This is a genomic window from Cryptosporangium phraense (assembly GCF_006912135.1).
Taxonomy (GTDB): domain Bacteria; phylum Actinomycetota; class Actinomycetes; order Mycobacteriales; family Cryptosporangiaceae; genus Cryptosporangium; species Cryptosporangium phraense.
Map to the genome: position 1 here is coordinate 102,821 of NZ_VIRS01000006.1, position 14,500 is coordinate 117,320.

At 72.1% G+C, this 14,500-nt stretch carries 13 protein-coding genes; 6 read left to right on the forward strand and 7 right to left on the reverse strand.

All coding sequences use genetic code 11. The features are described 5' to 3' along the window. The first annotated feature begins 8 nt into the window (after positions 1–8). Complete coding sequence (locus FL583_RS10730; RefSeq protein ID WP_142704425.1) at positions 9–722, forward strand: class I SAM-dependent methyltransferase; 714 nt, start codon at positions 9–11, stop codon at positions 720–722. Here the strand turns inward: FL583_RS10730 and FL583_RS10735 are convergent. Both FL583_RS10735 and FL583_RS40835 read right to left on the reverse strand, forming a co-directional pair. After that, complete coding sequence (locus tag FL583_RS10735) at positions 696–1,502, reverse strand: purine-nucleoside phosphorylase (protein WP_142704426.1); 807 nt, start codon at positions 1,500–1,502, stop codon at positions 696–698. The two genes, FL583_RS10730 and FL583_RS10735, sit on opposite strands and share 27 nt — an antisense overlap. Before the next feature lie 25 nt (positions 1,503–1,527). Beyond that, complete coding sequence (locus tag FL583_RS40835; RefSeq protein WP_205752013.1) at positions 1,528–3,786, reverse strand: protein kinase domain-containing protein; 2,259 nt, start codon at positions 3,784–3,786, stop codon at positions 1,528–1,530. Between the two features lie 368 nt (positions 3,787–4,154). On the opposite strand from FL583_RS40835, the gene FL583_RS10745 reads away from it, so the two are divergent. Then, positions 4,155–5,417 (forward strand): amidohydrolase, encoded by a 1,263-nt coding sequence (locus FL583_RS10745; protein ID WP_142704427.1) that lies wholly within the window; start codon positions 4,155–4,157, stop codon positions 5,415–5,417. A gap of 62 nt (positions 5,418–5,479) precedes the next feature. Here FL583_RS10745 and ligD read toward each other — a convergent pair whose 3' ends face one another. Genes ligD through FL583_RS10765 form a run of 4 tightly spaced genes read right to left on the reverse strand, consistent with a single transcriptional unit; the run spans position 5,480 to position 8,377 of the window. Then, positions 5,480–6,928 (reverse strand): non-homologous end-joining DNA ligase, encoded by a 1,449-nt coding sequence (ligD, locus tag FL583_RS10750; RefSeq protein ID WP_205752014.1) that lies wholly within the window; start codon positions 6,926–6,928, stop codon positions 5,480–5,482. Between the two features lie 32 nt (positions 6,929–6,960). Continuing rightward, positions 6,961–7,413, reverse strand: a complete 453-nt coding sequence (locus FL583_RS10755; RefSeq protein ID WP_142704428.1) for a hypothetical protein — start codon at positions 7,411–7,413, stop codon at positions 6,961–6,963. Between the two features lie 8 nt (positions 7,414–7,421). Further along, a complete protein-coding gene (locus tag FL583_RS10760) occupies positions 7,422–7,883 on the reverse strand; it encodes a hypothetical protein (protein ID WP_142704429.1) in 462 nt (153 codons plus the stop codon). Positions 7,884–7,924: 41 nt separating this feature from the next. After that, positions 7,925–8,377: a gamma-glutamylcyclotransferase family protein gene (locus FL583_RS10765; RefSeq protein ID WP_142704430.1), complete on the reverse strand. Its 453-nt coding sequence runs from the start codon at positions 8,375–8,377 to the stop codon at positions 7,925–7,927. A gap of 57 nt (positions 8,378–8,434) precedes the next feature. Between FL583_RS10765 and FL583_RS10770 the strand changes: the two genes are divergently transcribed. From FL583_RS10770 to FL583_RS10785, 4 genes are all read left to right on the forward strand, one after another. Beyond that, positions 8,435–9,832, forward strand: coding sequence for an NAD(P)H-quinone dehydrogenase (locus FL583_RS10770; protein WP_142704431.1), 1,398 nt, complete (start codon positions 8,435–8,437; stop codon positions 9,830–9,832). A 217-nt stretch (positions 9,833–10,049) separates the two neighbouring features. Continuing rightward, positions 10,050–10,787 carry a 3-hydroxybutyrate dehydrogenase gene (locus FL583_RS10775; protein WP_142704432.1) on the forward strand — a complete coding sequence of 246 codons (738 nt, stop codon included), beginning with the start codon at positions 10,050–10,052 and terminating at the stop codon, positions 10,785–10,787. Beyond that, on the forward strand, positions 10,784–11,629 hold the full coding sequence (locus tag FL583_RS10780; RefSeq protein ID WP_170323586.1) for an alpha/beta hydrolase: 846 nt from the start codon (positions 10,784–10,786) through the stop codon (positions 11,627–11,629). The genes FL583_RS10775 and FL583_RS10780 overlap by 4 nt, the downstream gene beginning before the upstream one ends. After that, a complete protein-coding gene (locus FL583_RS10785) occupies positions 11,629–12,696 on the forward strand; it encodes an alpha/beta fold hydrolase (protein ID WP_170323587.1) in 1,068 nt (355 codons plus the stop codon). Before FL583_RS10780 ends, FL583_RS10785 begins: the two co-directional genes overlap by 1 nt. A gap of 45 nt (positions 12,697–12,741) precedes the next feature. Here FL583_RS10785 and FL583_RS10790 read toward each other — a convergent pair whose 3' ends face one another. Next, on the reverse strand, positions 12,742–14,481 hold the full coding sequence (locus tag FL583_RS10790; protein WP_142704435.1) for an acetyl/propionyl/methylcrotonyl-CoA carboxylase subunit alpha: 1,740 nt from the start codon (positions 14,479–14,481) through the stop codon (positions 12,742–12,744). Positions 14,482–14,500: the final 19 nt, after the last annotated feature.

A 14,500-nucleotide genomic window follows, 5' to 3' on the forward strand; every position in this document is an offset into this window, starting at 1 on the left:
TCGCGGGCGTGCGCGCGGACTACGGGGTGGACGCTCCGCCTGCTCTGTACGGGCTCGGAGCGGCGGCTTTGCTCAGCGGCGTCGTGACCACGGTCGTCGCGGTGCTGGCGCCCGGCGGGTGGTGGCTGATCCCGCTGGCCTACGCGCTGTTCTTCCTGGCCAGCTTCGGCAGCTTCCTGTACACGACCCGGCGTGGGAAGTTCGTGGTCTGGGACGAGTTGCTGGCCGGCGCCGGTCCGGCCGCCCGGATCGTCGACCTCGGGTGCGGGCGCGGAGCCGTGCTGATCAAGGCCGCGGCCCACGGACGGGCGCTCGGCGTCGACCTGTGGCGCTCGGTCGATCAGTCCGGGAACGACCCGGCGCGCACGGCCGCGAACGCCGCCGCCGAAGGCGTCCGGATCGACCTCGTCACCGGTGACCTGCGGAACCTGCCGCTGGCCTCGGCCGAGGCCGACCTCGTGGTGAGCAGCCTGGCGATCCACAACATCCCGAACGCCGAGGGACGCCTCGCCGCGGTGCGGGAAGCCGCCCGGATCCTCCGCCCGGGCGGGCGGATGATCCTGGTCGACTTCCGGCACACCCGCGACTACGCGGCCGAGCTCTCGCGTTCGGGCCTCACCGACGTCCGGGTACGACCGCTGGGCTGGCGCTTCTGGTACGGCGGCCCCTGGGGTGCGGCGGCGGTCGTCACCGCCTCACGCGCGGGAGATCAGCTCGCCTAGGAGGGTGCCCATGCGCTCGGCCGACGCCCGGCCGGCCTCGATCACCTCGTCGTGGGCGAGCGGCTTGCCGGCCAGCCCGGCGGCGAGGTTCGTGACCAGCGAGAGCCCGAACACCTCGGTACCGGCCGCGCGGGCCGCGATGGCCTCCAGCGCGGTCGACATCCCGACCAGGTCGGCGCCGATCGTCGACAGGTACCGGATCTCGGCCGGCGTCTCGTAGTGCGGCCCGGGCAGGGCCGCGTACACGCCCTCCTCGAGCGACGGGTCGATCTGGCGGGCCAGCTCCCGCAGCCGCGGCGAGTACAGGTCGGTGAGGTCGACGAACGTGGCCCCGACCAGCGGCGACCGACCGGTCAGGTTGATGTGGTCGCTGATCAGCACCGGCTGCCCGACCGACATCCCGGCCCGCAGCCCACCGGCGGCGTTCGTCAGCACGATCGTCCGGACCCCGGCCGCGGCCGCGACCCGCACGCCGTGGACGACCGGCTCGACGCCCCGCCCCTCGTACAGGTGGGTACGCCCGAGGAAGATCAGCACCTTCTTCTCGCCGACGGTCAGCGACCGCACGGTGCCGACGTGCCCGAGCGCGGTCGGCGCGGCGAACCCGGTGAGGCGCTCGAGCGGGATCTCGACGTCGGCCGCACCGATCCGGTCGGCGGCGGGCGCCCAGCCCGAACCGAGGACGAGGGCAACGTCGTGCTGGCGGACCCCGGTGGCCTCGCCGAGAGCGGTCGCCGCCGACGCGGCAGTGAACTCAGGGCTGGCGGGATCGGTCGTCATCGTCACGACGCTGGAGGCTACCCGGTCAGGCTTTGTCCAACTGAAACGACGCGGTGATCTCGTCGAACAGCGGCTTGCGGTCGTTGAACGAGTCGGCCGGCGCGGTCAGGTAGACGCTGTAGGCCGAACCGTCGACCACCGCGACCCGCCAGAGCCGGTGCTTCTTCGTGCCGCCCTCGGTGTAGGTGAACTCCCACTCCCAGGTCTCCTGGCCGGCCAGCTTCTGGTCGGACTCCTCCTGGCGCAGCGACTGGTAGGCGGTGATCTGCCCCTTGCTCAGCCGCTGCTTCTGGACGTTCTCCGACGCCTTCAGGTAGTTCTCCACCGAGGACGCGTTCTCGACCAGCACGCGCAGCTTGTCGCCGGTCGAGCTGTCGAAGTCGACGTACGACTTGGCCTCGTTCTCCTTCCAGGCGACCGGTGCCTTCACCGAGAAGCCGCGGTTGGAGTACGAGTGCTGCTTCAGGTCGAGGCCGCCGCTGGCCGGCGCGGACGACGTCGAACGCGCGGACGTTGCGTTGTCGTCGCCCGAGGCGGCCACGCTGATCAGGTAGCTGATCAGGCCGATGAGTAGCACCGCGACCACGATCGCGACGACGATGATCACGGTGCGCCGACGCCCGTCGGGCTGAGCCGGGAACGGCTGCGGGGCCACCATCGTGTGCCCGCTGACCGGCGGACGGGAGGACCCGCCCGGGTTGTTCGGGTAGCTCGGGGCCGGCGGCGTCGCTGGGGATCCCTGCGGGCCGGGGCCCATGTAGGCCGAGCGGCGCGGAGACGTCGGCGGCGGCGACGAGTTCGGGATCGGCGCGGTGGCGTTGCCCGGTTCGCCATAGTTGGGGGAGTTGCCGTACGGCGAGCCGTAGGTCGTCCCCCCGTAGTTCTGGGGCGGGCCCGCGGCCGGCGGCGGCGTGGGCGTCAGCCCCGGGACCCGGGCCGAGCCCGAGATCGGCGCGGTCGCCCCACCGGCGGCCGGTGGCCCGGACGCGGCGGCCCCGGACACCGAGACGCTCCCGCGCACGCTCGCCCGTCCGCCCGGCCGGGCCGGTCCGCCGCTCTGCGGGGTGGCCTCCGGCTTGTTCGGCGCGGGCTCCGCGTCCGCATCGTTCGGAGGGGGAACCGACGGCAGACCTTCGGTGGTGAACGGGACGCCCGCCATCGCCGCGGTGCCCTCCGGGCGCGCGCCCTCGGCGGCCGGCCGCTGGCCGGGCGTGCCCGAGCCGGCCTCGGACGGCCCGGTGGGGGCCGTGGGTCCGGCCGGCGGTGCGCCGGGAGGCGCGGGCGGGGCGGCGCGGTTCGGCCGCGCCGAACCGGCCGGAGGCGGCGGCGGAGGAGACCCGGCCAGGGCCGCGCTGGCCGGCATCGGCCCTGAGCCCGGCGTGGGACCGGAACCCGGCATGGGCCCGGAGCCCGGCATGGGCCCTGGGGCCGGCGTGCCGGCGGCCGGGCTGGCGTCTTCGCGGCGGCGACGCCGGTCGGCCGGACCGGTCTGACGCGGGGCCCGGCCACCGCCGTCGAGCGACGTGATGCGGCCGCCGGACAGGACCGTGCGCAGCGCGTTGCGCGTCTTGTTCGTGTCCCAGCGCTGCTCGGGGTCTTTCTCGAGCAGGCCGAGCAGCACCGGCGCCAACGGCCCGGCGAACGTCATCTGGTCGGGCGGCTCGACGACGACCGCGGTCATCGTCGGCAGCGGGTCACCCCGGTCGAACGGCGGACGCCCCTCGACCGCGGTGTAGAGCGTGGCGCCGAGCGAGAACAGGTCGCTGGGCGGCCCGAACGGACGCCCGCGGGCGCGCTCGGGCGCGATGTACTGCGGCGAGCCGAGCAGCAGGCCGGTGCTGGTCAGCGGCGATTCGTTGGGGGAGCGGGCGACGCCGAAGTCGGTCAGCGTGACCCGGCCGTCGGTGCCGAGCAGCACGTTGCCGGGCTTCACGTCCCGGTGCAGGACGCCGACCCGGTGGGCGGCCTCGAGCGCACCGAGCACGGCCAGGCCGATCTCGGCGACCCGGTCGTAGGGCAACGGGCCCTCGTCGCGGAGCGTGTCGGCCAGGCTGGCCGCGTCGAGCAACTCCATGACGATCCAGGGCCGGTCGCCGTCGTTGACGACGTCGTAGACCCGGATCACCGCGGGGTGGTTCAGCGCGGCGGCGGCGCGGGCCTCGCGCAGCGTCCGCTCGCACAACACCGACCGCTCCGCGGCCGGGATACCCGGCGGGAGCAGCACCTCCTTGACGGCGACCTCACGGCGGAGGAGCTCGTCGAAGGCCCGCCAGACGGTTCCCATGCCACCGGACCCCACGGACGATCGCAGGGTGTACCGTCTGCCGACGGTCCGGCCATCGGGCGCCTTCGCTGCCGAGGGGCCGTCTACCGGGGTGGGTGCGTCCACGCTTACCTTTTCTACTCGCCCGTCCTAGCGCTCGGGTCCTATGGTGCCAGCCCGGGTTCGCCTGCTGCCGATCGCTTCGAGAAAGGGTGTCGGACGCAGGCGCGCCGGGCAAGTGCGCTGTGGTGCGACCCCTGTGATTATCGGGACAAATGAGGTGCGTGCGCAGCCCGGAGTCAGTATTTCTCGGATGATCGAGATCGCTGCGGAAAAGTCGTTCCGATCGTCAAGGCGCTAACACGGTAAGTACCGCTTTTCCTCGTGAAATGCCTGGTGGCGCGGATCACCGGGGTATCCGGCCGGGGGTACACTCTGCCGATGCATTTGCACCCGCCGCATTCGGACGAGGGTGGCCCGGCCCGGTGAATTTGGACGCCTGGGTGGCCGACCACTTCGATGAGCTCGTCCGGTTCCGTCGCCACGTGCACGCGCACCCCGATCTCTCGAACCACGAGCAACCCACCGCGGGGCTGGTCGCCGAGCGTCTGAGAGCGGCCGGGCTGCAACCGGTGATGCTCCCGAAGGGCAACGGGCTCTCCTGCGACGTCGGCTCCGGCGAGCACCTCGTGGCGCTCCGCGCCGACCTCGACGCGCTGCCGCTGCCCGACGTCAAGGACGTGCCCTACCGGTCGACGGTGGAGGGGGTGTGCCACGCCTGCGGGCACGACGTCCACACGACGGTCGTGCTCGGGGCCGGGCTCGCGCTGGCGTCGCTCGGGGACGCGCTGCCGGGGCGGGTGCGGCTGCTGTTCCAGCCGGCCGAGGAGGCGCTGCCGTCCGGCTCGCTCGACATCATCAACGCCGGGCGGATGGCGGGTGTCCAGGAGATCTTCGCGATCCACTGCGACCCGCGGACGCTGGCCGGCCAGGTCGGGCTGCGGGTCGGGGCGATCACCGCGGCGGCCGACTTCGTGAAGGTCGACCTCTCCGGGCCCGGTGGGCACACCGCGAGGCCGCACCTCACCGTCGACCTGGTGGGTGCGCTGGCCCGGGTCGTGTCCGAGGTGCCCGCGCTGCTCTCCCGCCGGGTCGACGTCCGGTCGGCGCTGTCGCTGGTGTGGGGCGCTGTGCACAGTGGCGTCGCGCCGAACGCGATCCCGCAGACCGGCACCGTGCTGGGCTCGGTGCGCTGTCTCGACCACGCGGCCTGGGAGCTGGCGCCGAAGCTCATCGAGCAGCTCGTCCACCAGGTGGTCGCGCCGACCGGAGCGTCGGCCGTGGTCGAGTACACCCGCGGTATGCCGCCGGTCGTCAACCACCCGCACTCGGCCGGGATCCTGACCCAGGCCGCGGTCTCGGCGCTGGGCGAGGAGTCGGTCGTCGACACGCAGCAGAGCATGGGTGGTGAGGATTACTCCTGGTATCTCGAGCACTGCTGGGGCGCGATGGCCCGCCTCGGCGTCGGCCGCCCCGGCGAGGCGCTCGACCTGCACCAGGGCTCGTTCGACGTCGACGAGAAGGCGATCGGGTACGGCGTGAAGCTGCTCGCCGAGGCCGCTCTGATCGCCTTGCACGAGCGGGTGGTCTAGCCAGGAGGAGTAGGTCGCCGGCTTGAGCCCGAAGGTCTTCCAGATCCGTTCCATGCAGGTCACTAGTTCTCGCGGGCCACGTCGCCCGGCTTCTTGTCGGCGCGCAGGCCCCGCCAGGCCGGGTGGCGGAGCAGTCCGTCACCCGTCCACTCGCCGAACGCGACCTCGCCGACCAGGTGCGGCGTCACCCAGTGCGCGTCCTTGGCGTGCGGCCGGGGCAGCTCGGCGCTGAACGGGCTGGTCTTGCGTTCGGTCCGGCGCAGCCGCCTGGTCAGGTCGTCGAGCACCGCGTCGGTGAAGCCGGTGCCGACGTGCCCGACGTAGTCCAGGCCGTTCTCCCCCGGTATACCGACGAGCAGCGAGCCGATCTTCCCCTCGCGGCGCCCGGCCCCCGGGCGCCAGCCGCCGACGACGACCTCCTGCGTCCGGATGTTCTTGACCTTCAGCCAGTCCCGCGTGCGTTTCCCGGCCAGGTACTTCGAGGTCAGCCGCTTCGCGACGACCCCCTCCAGGCCCTGCGCGCGGCTCGTCGCGACCGCGTCCTCCCCGCCGCCGTCGAAGTGCGGCGGGGTGGACCAGTGCGGGCCTTTCAGGCCCAGCTCGGTGAGCTTCTGCCGACGCTCCGCGTACGGACGTTCGAGCAGCGGCTCCCCGTCCAGGTGCAGGAGGTCGAACGCGAGGTAGGTCACGGGGACGTTGGTGAGCAGCGTCTTGTTCGGGCGGGCGACGTGCATCCGGGGCTGGAGCGCGCCGAAGCTGATCCGCCCACCGGCGTCGACCGCGACGACCTCGCCGTCGAGGACCAGCTGCCGGGTGCCGACGCTCGCCGCCAGCGCGTGGAGTTCCGGGTACGTGCTGGTCACGTCCCGGTTGTTGCGGGTGAGCGCGCGGACGCGTCCGCCGGAGATGTAGAGCACGAGCCGGACGCCGTCCCACTTCATCTCGTAGGCCCAGCCGTCGTCGGTGGCCGGCAGGGCGCCGAGCGTCGCGAGCATCGGGGGCACGAGCTCGGGCAGCGGCTTCCAGCCGTCGGCGGGCGGGTCCATGCGGTGGATCATCCAGTCCCGGCCGCGTTTTCCCTCGCCGTTTCCGGTCTTGAACAGCACATACCGACCCTCGGATCGGTTTCCGTGGAGCACGACCTTCACCTCGCGGTCGGTCCACTTCTCCAGGTCGTAGGTGCCGTAGTCCCAGACCGAGACGTTGCCGCCGCCGTACTCGCCCTCGGGGATGCGGCCCTCGAAGCTCGCGTAGTCGAGCGGGTGGTCCTCGGTGTGGACGGCGAGGTGGTTCTGTTTCGGGTCGGGCGGGAGGCCCTTGGGGATCGCCCAGGAGACCAGGACGCCGTCGCGCTCGAGGCGGAAGTCCCAGTGCAGGGCCCGGGCATGGTGCTCCTGGATGACGAAGGAGTTCCCAGCACGAGGTTCCGGAGCGCTCTCCGGAACGGGCTCGGGCGTGCGGTCGGCTGAGCGCATCGCCCGGTAACGCGCCAGCCGGTCCTTCTCGGCCACGTACTCTGCTTACCCCAGATCGGGGCCGGCGATCACCCGTTCGCGGTGATCGCGGCCCGGGCCCGGGCTATCGCCCGCTGGTAGCGCGCGATGTTGAAGAACGACGTCCCGATCAGCAAGACGGTGAACAGAGCGGTGAACAGCCAGGTATGACCGTCGCGGTCGGTCAGCGCGGCGGCCACGACGATGACCGCGAGCCCGACGTACACCCAGCGCAGCACCCGCTGCCAGCGCAGATTGACCTCGCCGGCCGCGATCTCGTGCTCGGCCCAGGCGGTGGTGGCCGCGGCCAGCGTGGGGTCGGCGACCGGGCGGCCGGTGCGCACGGCGTCCCGGACCTCGGTGCGCTCGGGGGCGGCCAGTCCGGCGAGCGCGTCCCGGTGCGGGAGCGCGGCGAACTGCCGCCGCTGGAGCAGGACCAGCGGAACGGCCAACGCGATGACGACGACGAACGGCAGCAGGACGATCACGGTGCTCAGTACCATTGTGGACCTCACCCGTTGGCCGTGATCGCCGCCCGGGCCCGGGCGATCCGGTGGCGGAACTGGGCCGGCAGAACGACCGTGTAGAGCACGACCACGATCACGCTCCAGACCGCCGAGAGCACCGCGCTCGAGTCCAGCCCGTCGGACAGCGAGAACGCGAACCCGATCAGCGCGATCGCGGCCCCCAGCAGCACGATCCAGCGAACCCAGCGGATCCGCCGGAACCCGCGCTCGGCCTGCCCGACCTCGAACCGGGCGCGCTCGACCGCCGCCCCGGCCAGCGCGGGCTCATCCACCGCCCGCCCGTCCCGGACCGCCCGTTTGATCTCGGCGGCCTGGGCCTCGGTCACGTCGAACATCGGAGCCTCGAGCCGATTCCGGACCAGCGCGGCGAGCCCGACCGCCACACCGAAGGCCACGAGGGCCAAGACCACGGTCACCACGGCGGCGATGAGCACGAAATCCGTCACGCGTCCACATTCCCCAGTGGACGCTGCCCTTGAAACGCGGGCTAAAGCTCCGTCGAGTTGCAGGGACGGGCGCGGAGGGCGCTGACGTAGTCGTCGGGGGCGCCGGCCTCCTGGGCGGCCTCGGCGATCAGCCCGAGGTACCGCGCGGACGGCAGGCCGCCCTCGTAGGAGTCGAGCACGTGCAGCCAGGCCAGCGCCTCGCCCTCGAGCGTGTGCACCCGCACCTTGAGCTTCTGGTACAGCCCGCGGTCGGCGCCCTCCCAGGCGTCCAGCGTCGGCTCGTCGAACTCGCTGACGTCGTACAGCGCGACGAACACCCGCTCGTCGGGCGCCTCGACGATCGTCGCCAGCGCGCCCTCCCAGCCGAGCTCTTCGCCGCCGAAGGTCAGGCGCCACCCTTCCAGCCAGCCGATGCCGGCGCTCGGGGAGCGCGGGCACCGCTCTCGCATCTGACTCGGGTGCATGTTCGTCCCGTAGGCGGCGTAGAGGGCCATGGGTCCGCACTCTAACCGGCACCCTGGCCCGGTACAGCAGTCGGATACTGTTCTGACGTGTCGCGCATCGTAATCATTGGTGGGGGTCCGGCCGGATACGAGGCAGCGCTCGTCGCCGCTCGCCTGGGCGCGGAGGTGACGCTCGTCGAGCGGGACGGCCTGGGTGGGGCGTGCGTTCTCTACGACTGCGTCCCGAGCAAGACGTTCATCGCGTCGTCCGACGCGGCCACCGCGTTCAAGCAGGGCGACGCGCTCGGCGTGATGGCCTGCGAGCCGGAGGACGTCGAGGTCAACGCCCCGGCCGTGCACGGACGGGTGAAGGGACTGGCGCTGGCCCAGTCGGCCGACATCCGGGGCACGGTCGCTGCGACCGGCGTCGAGGTCGTGCGCGGCTTCGCCAAGCTCGACGGGCGCACCGGGCTGCGTCACGTCGTCACGGTCGAGCCGACCGGCGGCGCGCCGTACCGGGTCGAGGCCGACACCGTGCTGCTGGCCACCGGCGCGACCCCGCGGATCATCCCGGGCGCCGAGCCCGACGGCGAGCGGATCCTGACCTGGCGGGACGTCTACGACCTGCCCGAGCTGCCGAAACACCTGGTCGTCGTGGGCTCAGGGGTCACCGGCGCCGAGTTCGCCAGCGCGTACCTGGCGATGGGCGTGCAGGTCACGCTGGTCTCCAGCCGCGACCGCGTGATGCCGCACGAGGACTCCGACGCCGCCAACCTGATCGAGCAGGTGTTCGCCCGGCGCGGGATGACGATCCTCTACAAGGCGCGGGCCGAAGGGGTCTCGCGCACGGCCGGTGGCATCGAGGTGCGGCTGACCGACGGGCGGGTCGTCGAGGGCAGCCACGCGCTGATGACGATCGGCTCGGTACCGAACACCGCCGGCCTGGGCCTGGAGGAGAGCGGGGTCGAGACCGGCCCGGGCGGGTTCCTCACCGTCGACCGCGTGTCGCGGACCAACGTGCCCGGCATCTACGCGGCCGGGGACGTCACCGGGGTGCTGATGCTGGCGTCGGTCGCGGCCACCCAGGGGCGGATCGCGATGTGGCACGCGCTCGGCGAGGCCGTGCAGCCGCTTCGACTACGGACCGTGGCCGCGAACGTGTTCACCGATCCGGAGATCGCGACGGTCGGGTTCGGGCAGACCGCGGTCGAGGCCGGCGAGGTGCCGGCCCGCACCGTGACGCTGCCGCTGGGCACCAACCCGCGGGCGAAGATGCAGGGGCTCACCGACGGGTTCGTGAAGCTGTTCTGCCGTCCGGCGTCCGGGCTGGTGATCGGCGGGGTCGTGGTGGCGCCCCGGGCGAGCGAGCTGATCCTGCCGATCGCGCTGGCCGTGGAGAACCACCTCACGGTCGAACAGATCGCCCGGACGATCAGCATCTACCCGTCGCTGTCCGGATCTCTCACCGAGGCCGCCCGCCAACTCATGCAGCACGAATTCGAGTAGTGGGCGGCCCGCCCAGGGCGGCGCTGACAGCCGCGCCACCCGACTTGAGTACGGACTAGTACGCGGCGTCGAGTGGCGCGGATGTCAGCGCCGCCCTGGGCGGGCTCCGGGTCAGAACAATCGCGCCTGGCGGCGCACTAGAAGCTGGCCCGTTGACTCATCGGGCGCCTGATGTGAGGGTGAAAACCGACCCGCTGTCTGGTTCCTGGGAGTCGTCATGCAGGGCAGGACTGCGCTCGTCACCGGGGCGGCTAGTGGGATCGGGCTGGCGATCGCCGAAGCGTTCCACCGGGCCGGGGCCGGGCTCGTGCTGCTCGATCGGGACCCCTCCGTCGCCGAGCCGGCCGAGCGCCTCGGCGGCACCGCGCACGTCGTCGATCTGGCCGACCGGGACGCGATCCTCGCGCTCGGGCGTCTCGACGCGGACGTCCTGGTCAACGTCGCCGGCGTGCAGCACGTCGCACCGGTCGAGGACTTCCCGCCGGAGAAGTTCGCGCTGATCCTGGCCCTGATGCTCGAGGCACCGTTCCTGCTCAGCCGGGCCGTCCTGCCGGGCATGTACGAGCGTGGCTGGGGCCGCCTGATCCACGTCTCCTCGGCCCACGGGCTGCGCGCGTCGCCGTACAAGTCCGCCTACGTCTCGGCCAAGCACGGCCTGGAGGGCCTGTCGAAGGTGCTGGCGCTCGAGGCCGGCCCGAAGGGCGTCACCTCGAACACGATCTGCCCGGCCTACGTGCGGACGCCGCTGGTCGAGAAGCAGATCGCCGACCAGGCGCGCACCCACGGCATCGGCGAGGACGAAGTGATCGAGAAGATCATGCTGACCCAGCCGGCGATCAAGCGGCTGATCGAGCCGTCCGAGGTCGCCGCGGCCGCGCTGTGGCTGTGCGACGACGCCGCGAGCTTCCAGAATGGGTCGGCACTCGTTCTCGACGGCGGATGGAGCGCGCGATGACGTATCGCCTGGAACAGGTCGCGGGTCTCACCGTGGGGGTGTGGGGAGAACCCAACGGCACCCCGGTGCTGGCCATTCACGGGATCACGGCCAATCACCAGAGCTGGAAAGCCATCGCCGACGCCTACGACGGCCAGATCATCGCGCCCGACCTGCGCGGGCGCGGCGGCAGCTGGGAGCTGCCCGGTCCGTCGAGCATGGAACGGCACGCGGAGGACGCGCTGGCCGTCCTCGACGAACTCGGCGTCGAAAAAGCGATCATCGCCGGCCACTCGATGGGCGGGTTCGTCGCGTCGGTGCTCGCCCACCGGCACCCCGAGCGCGTCGAGCGGCTCGTCCTGGTCGATGGCGGTATACCGTTCCCGCCGATCGAGGACGACGTCGACCGGGTCATGGAGGCGATCCTCGGCCCGGCGCTCTCCCGGCTGGAGATCACCTGGCCCGACCGCGAGGCCGTCCACCTGTTCTGGAAGGCCCACCCGGCGCTGTCCGACTGGAACTCCTACGTCGAGGCCTACGTCGACTACGACGTCGGCGACGGTGAGACCGACCTCCGCAGCCGGATCGCGCCGGAGATCATCCGGGCCGACGGCCGGGACATGCACCTCGGCCAGGCCGCCAAGGACGCCTACGCCGACCTGCCGAACCAGCCGTTCCCGGCCGTGTTCCTGCACGCCGAGCGCGGTCTGCTGAACGAGTCGACCTCGCTCTACGGCGATCCGGCGAAGTACGAGGACCACATCGCGGTCGAACGTCTCCCCGGGTCGAACCACTACACGATCCTGTTCCAGCCGCAGTACGCCGCCGCGGTCGCCCGCGCCCTGACGAACGGAGCCTCGTGATGGACCTGCTCCTGCCCGGGATCACCACCCGTCGCATCCCGACCGAGCGACTCACGACGAACATCCTCGAGGTCGAGAATCGCACCGACGGCGAGCCCGTCGTCTTCATCCACGGCAACGTCTCGTCGTCGCTGTTCTGGCAGTACGCGATGCGCGACCTGCCGGCCACGTTCCGGCCGATCGCCGTCGACCTCCGCGGGTTCGGCGACAGCGACCCCGCGCCGGTGGACGCCACCCGCGGCCTGCGCGACTTCAGCGACGACGTCGTGTCGCTGCTCGAGTGGCTCGAGCTCGACCGGGTGCACTTCGTCGGGTGGAGCATGGGCGGCGGGGTGGTGCTGCACCTGCTCCGCGAGCACCCGGCCCTGGTCCGGACGGCCACGCTGGTCAACCCGGTCTCGCCGTACGGATTCGGCGGGACGAAGGGCGTCGACGGCGTCCACCTGGAGCCGCCGGGCCTCGGGGCCGGCGCCGGATCGGCGAACGCCGAGTTCGTCGAGCGCCTGTCGGTCGGCGACCGCACGGCCGACGAGCCGGTGTCGCCGCGGGCCGTGCTGGGCAGCAGCTACGTCAAGGCCGGCTTCACGCCGGAGCCGGACGACGCCGACCGCTGGGTGGCCTCGATGCTCAGCACGCGTACCGGTGACGACAACTACCCGGGGACGTCCGAGGTGACGCCGGAGTGGCCGGGCGTGCTGCCGGGGACGCGGGGCGTGCTGAACACGATGGCGCCCACGTTCTTCCGGGTCGACGATCTCGACGTGATCGAGCCGAAGCCGCCGATCTACTGGATCCGCGGCGACTCCGACGTGATCGTGTCGGACACGTCGCTGTTCGACCTGGCCTACCTGGGCCAGATCGGTGCGGTGCCGGGCTGGCCGGGCGACGAGCTGGCGCCGCCGCAGCCGATGGTGTCGCAGACCCGGCACGTGCTCGACCGCTACGTGCTGGCCGGCGGGCGCTACGAGGAGCTGGTGATCACCGACACCGGTCACTCCCCGCACATCGAGAAGCCCAAGGAGTTCCTGGCCACCCTGGTCGAATCGATCACGGAGTACACCGACTGAAGATGTCCGTCCAGCCCGCGGACGACCTTCGGGCCCGACCGGGAGTCAGGCGATTTCGCAGACCGCCGCGCCGCTCGCGATCACGTCCCCGACCGACGCGGACAGGCCGCTGATCGTGCCGGCCTTGTGCGCGGTGAGCGGCTGCTCCATCTTCATCGCCTCGAGCACGACCACGAGGTCCCCCTCGGCGACCTGGTCGCCGTCCGAGACCGCGATCTTCACGATCGTGCCCTGCATCGGCGAGACGACCGCGTCGCCGCCGGCGGCGACGCCGGCCTTCGCGCCCCCGGCCCGCTTCTTCGGTTTCTTCGACGGCTCCGCCGAAGCGACCCCCAGCCCGGCGGGCAGCGACACCTCGAGCCGCTTCCCACCGACCTCGACCACGACCGTCTCGCGCGTCTCCGCTTCGGCCGCCGCAGCCGCCGCGGTGTAGGCCGGGATCTGGTTGTCGAACTCGGTCTCGATCCACCGCGTGTGCACGCTGAACGGCTCGGACGTGAACGCCGGGTCCCGCACCACGACCCGGTGGAACGGCAGCACGGTCGCGATGCCCTCGACCTGCATCTCGTCCAGTGCCCGGCGCGAGCGCTCGAGCGCCTCCTCGCGCGTCGACCCGGTGACGATCAGCTTGGCCAGCAGCGAGTCGAAGTTCCCGCCGATCACCGAGCCCGGCTCGACGCCGGTGTCGACCCGGACGCCCGGCCCGGTCGGCAGCACGAACGACTTCACCACGCCGGGCGCGGGCAGGAAGCCGCGGCCCGGGTCCTCGCCGTTGATCCGGAACTCGATCGAGTGGCCGCGCGGCGCCGGGTCCTCGGTGATCCGCAGCGGCTCGCCGTCGGCGATCCGGAACTGCTCGCGCACCAGGTCGAGTCCGGACGTCTCCTCGCTGACCGGGTGCTCCACCTGCAGGCGGGTGTTGACCTCGAGGAACGAGATCGTCCCGTCGACCCCGACCAGGAACTCGACGGTGCCGGCGCCGTGGTACCCGGCCGCCTTGCAGATCGCTTTAGCGGCGTGATGGATGGATCCGCGCTGCTCGTCGTTCAGGAACGGCGCCGGCGCCTCTTCGACGAGCTTCTGGTGCCGCCGCTGCAACGAACAGTCCCGCGTCCCCACCACGATCACGGTGCCGTGGGTGTCGGCCAGCACCTGCGCCTCGACGTGCCGGGGATGGTCCAGGTACCGCTCGACGAAGCACTCACCACGTCCGAAGGCGGATTCGGCCTCGCGGACCGCGGACGCGAACAGCTCCGGGATCTCCTCCAGCGTCCGGGCGACCTTCAGACCGCGGCCACCACCGCCGAACGCGGCCTTGATCGCGACCGGGAGACCGTGCTCCCGCGCGAACGCGACGATCTCGTCGGCGCTACCGACCGGGTCCTTCGTGCCGGGGACCAGCGGCGCACCGGCCGCGGTCGCGATGTGCCGGGCCTCGACCTTGTCGCCCAGCGCGGTGATCGCCTCCGGCGTCGGGCCGATCCAGGTGAGGCCGGCGTCGATCACGGCCTGCGCGAACGACGCGTTCTCGGACAGGAAGCCGTACCCGGGGTGCACCGCGTCGGCCCCGGAGCGCTTCGCGACGTCGATGATCTTGTCGATGCGCAGGTACGAGTCGCCCGGGGTGTCGCCGCCGAGGGCGTAGGCCTCGTCGGCGAGCCGCGTGTGCAGCGCGTCCCGGTCGGAGTCGGCGTACACCGCGACGCTGGTCAGCCCGGCGTCGCGACAGGCCCGAGCGACCCGGACCGCGATCTCGCCCCGATTGGCGATGAGGACCTTGTGCACGCTCGCCTCCCTCGTCATC

Excerpts from the sequence above, each read along its gene's own strand:
- FL583_RS40835 (WP_205752013.1), bottom strand. The coding sequence starts at position 3,786 with ATGGGAACCGTCTGGCGGGCCTTCGACGAGCTCCTCCGCCGTGAGGTC.
- FL583_RS10745 (WP_142704427.1), top strand. The coding sequence starts at position 4,155 with ATGCCTGGTGGCGCGGATCACCGGGGTATCCGGCCGGGGGTACACTCT.
- FL583_RS10775 (WP_142704432.1), top strand. The coding sequence starts at position 10,050 with ATGCAGGGCAGGACTGCGCTCGTCACCGGGGCGGCTAGTGGGATCGGG.
- FL583_RS10755 (WP_142704428.1), bottom strand. The coding sequence starts at position 7,413 with ATGGTACTGAGCACCGTGATCGTCCTGCTGCCGTTCGTCGTCGTCATC.
- FL583_RS10785 (WP_170323587.1), top strand. The coding sequence starts at position 11,629 with ATGGACCTGCTCCTGCCCGGGATCACCACCCGTCGCATCCCGACCGAG.
- FL583_RS10735 (WP_142704426.1), bottom strand. The coding sequence starts at position 1,502 with ATGACGACCGATCCCGCCAGCCCTGAGTTCACTGCCGCGTCGGCGGCG.
- FL583_RS10765 (WP_142704430.1), bottom strand. The coding sequence starts at position 8,377 with ATGGCCCTCTACGCCGCCTACGGGACGAACATGCACCCGAGTCAGATG.
- FL583_RS10780 (WP_170323586.1), top strand. The coding sequence starts at position 10,784 with ATGACGTATCGCCTGGAACAGGTCGCGGGTCTCACCGTGGGGGTGTGG.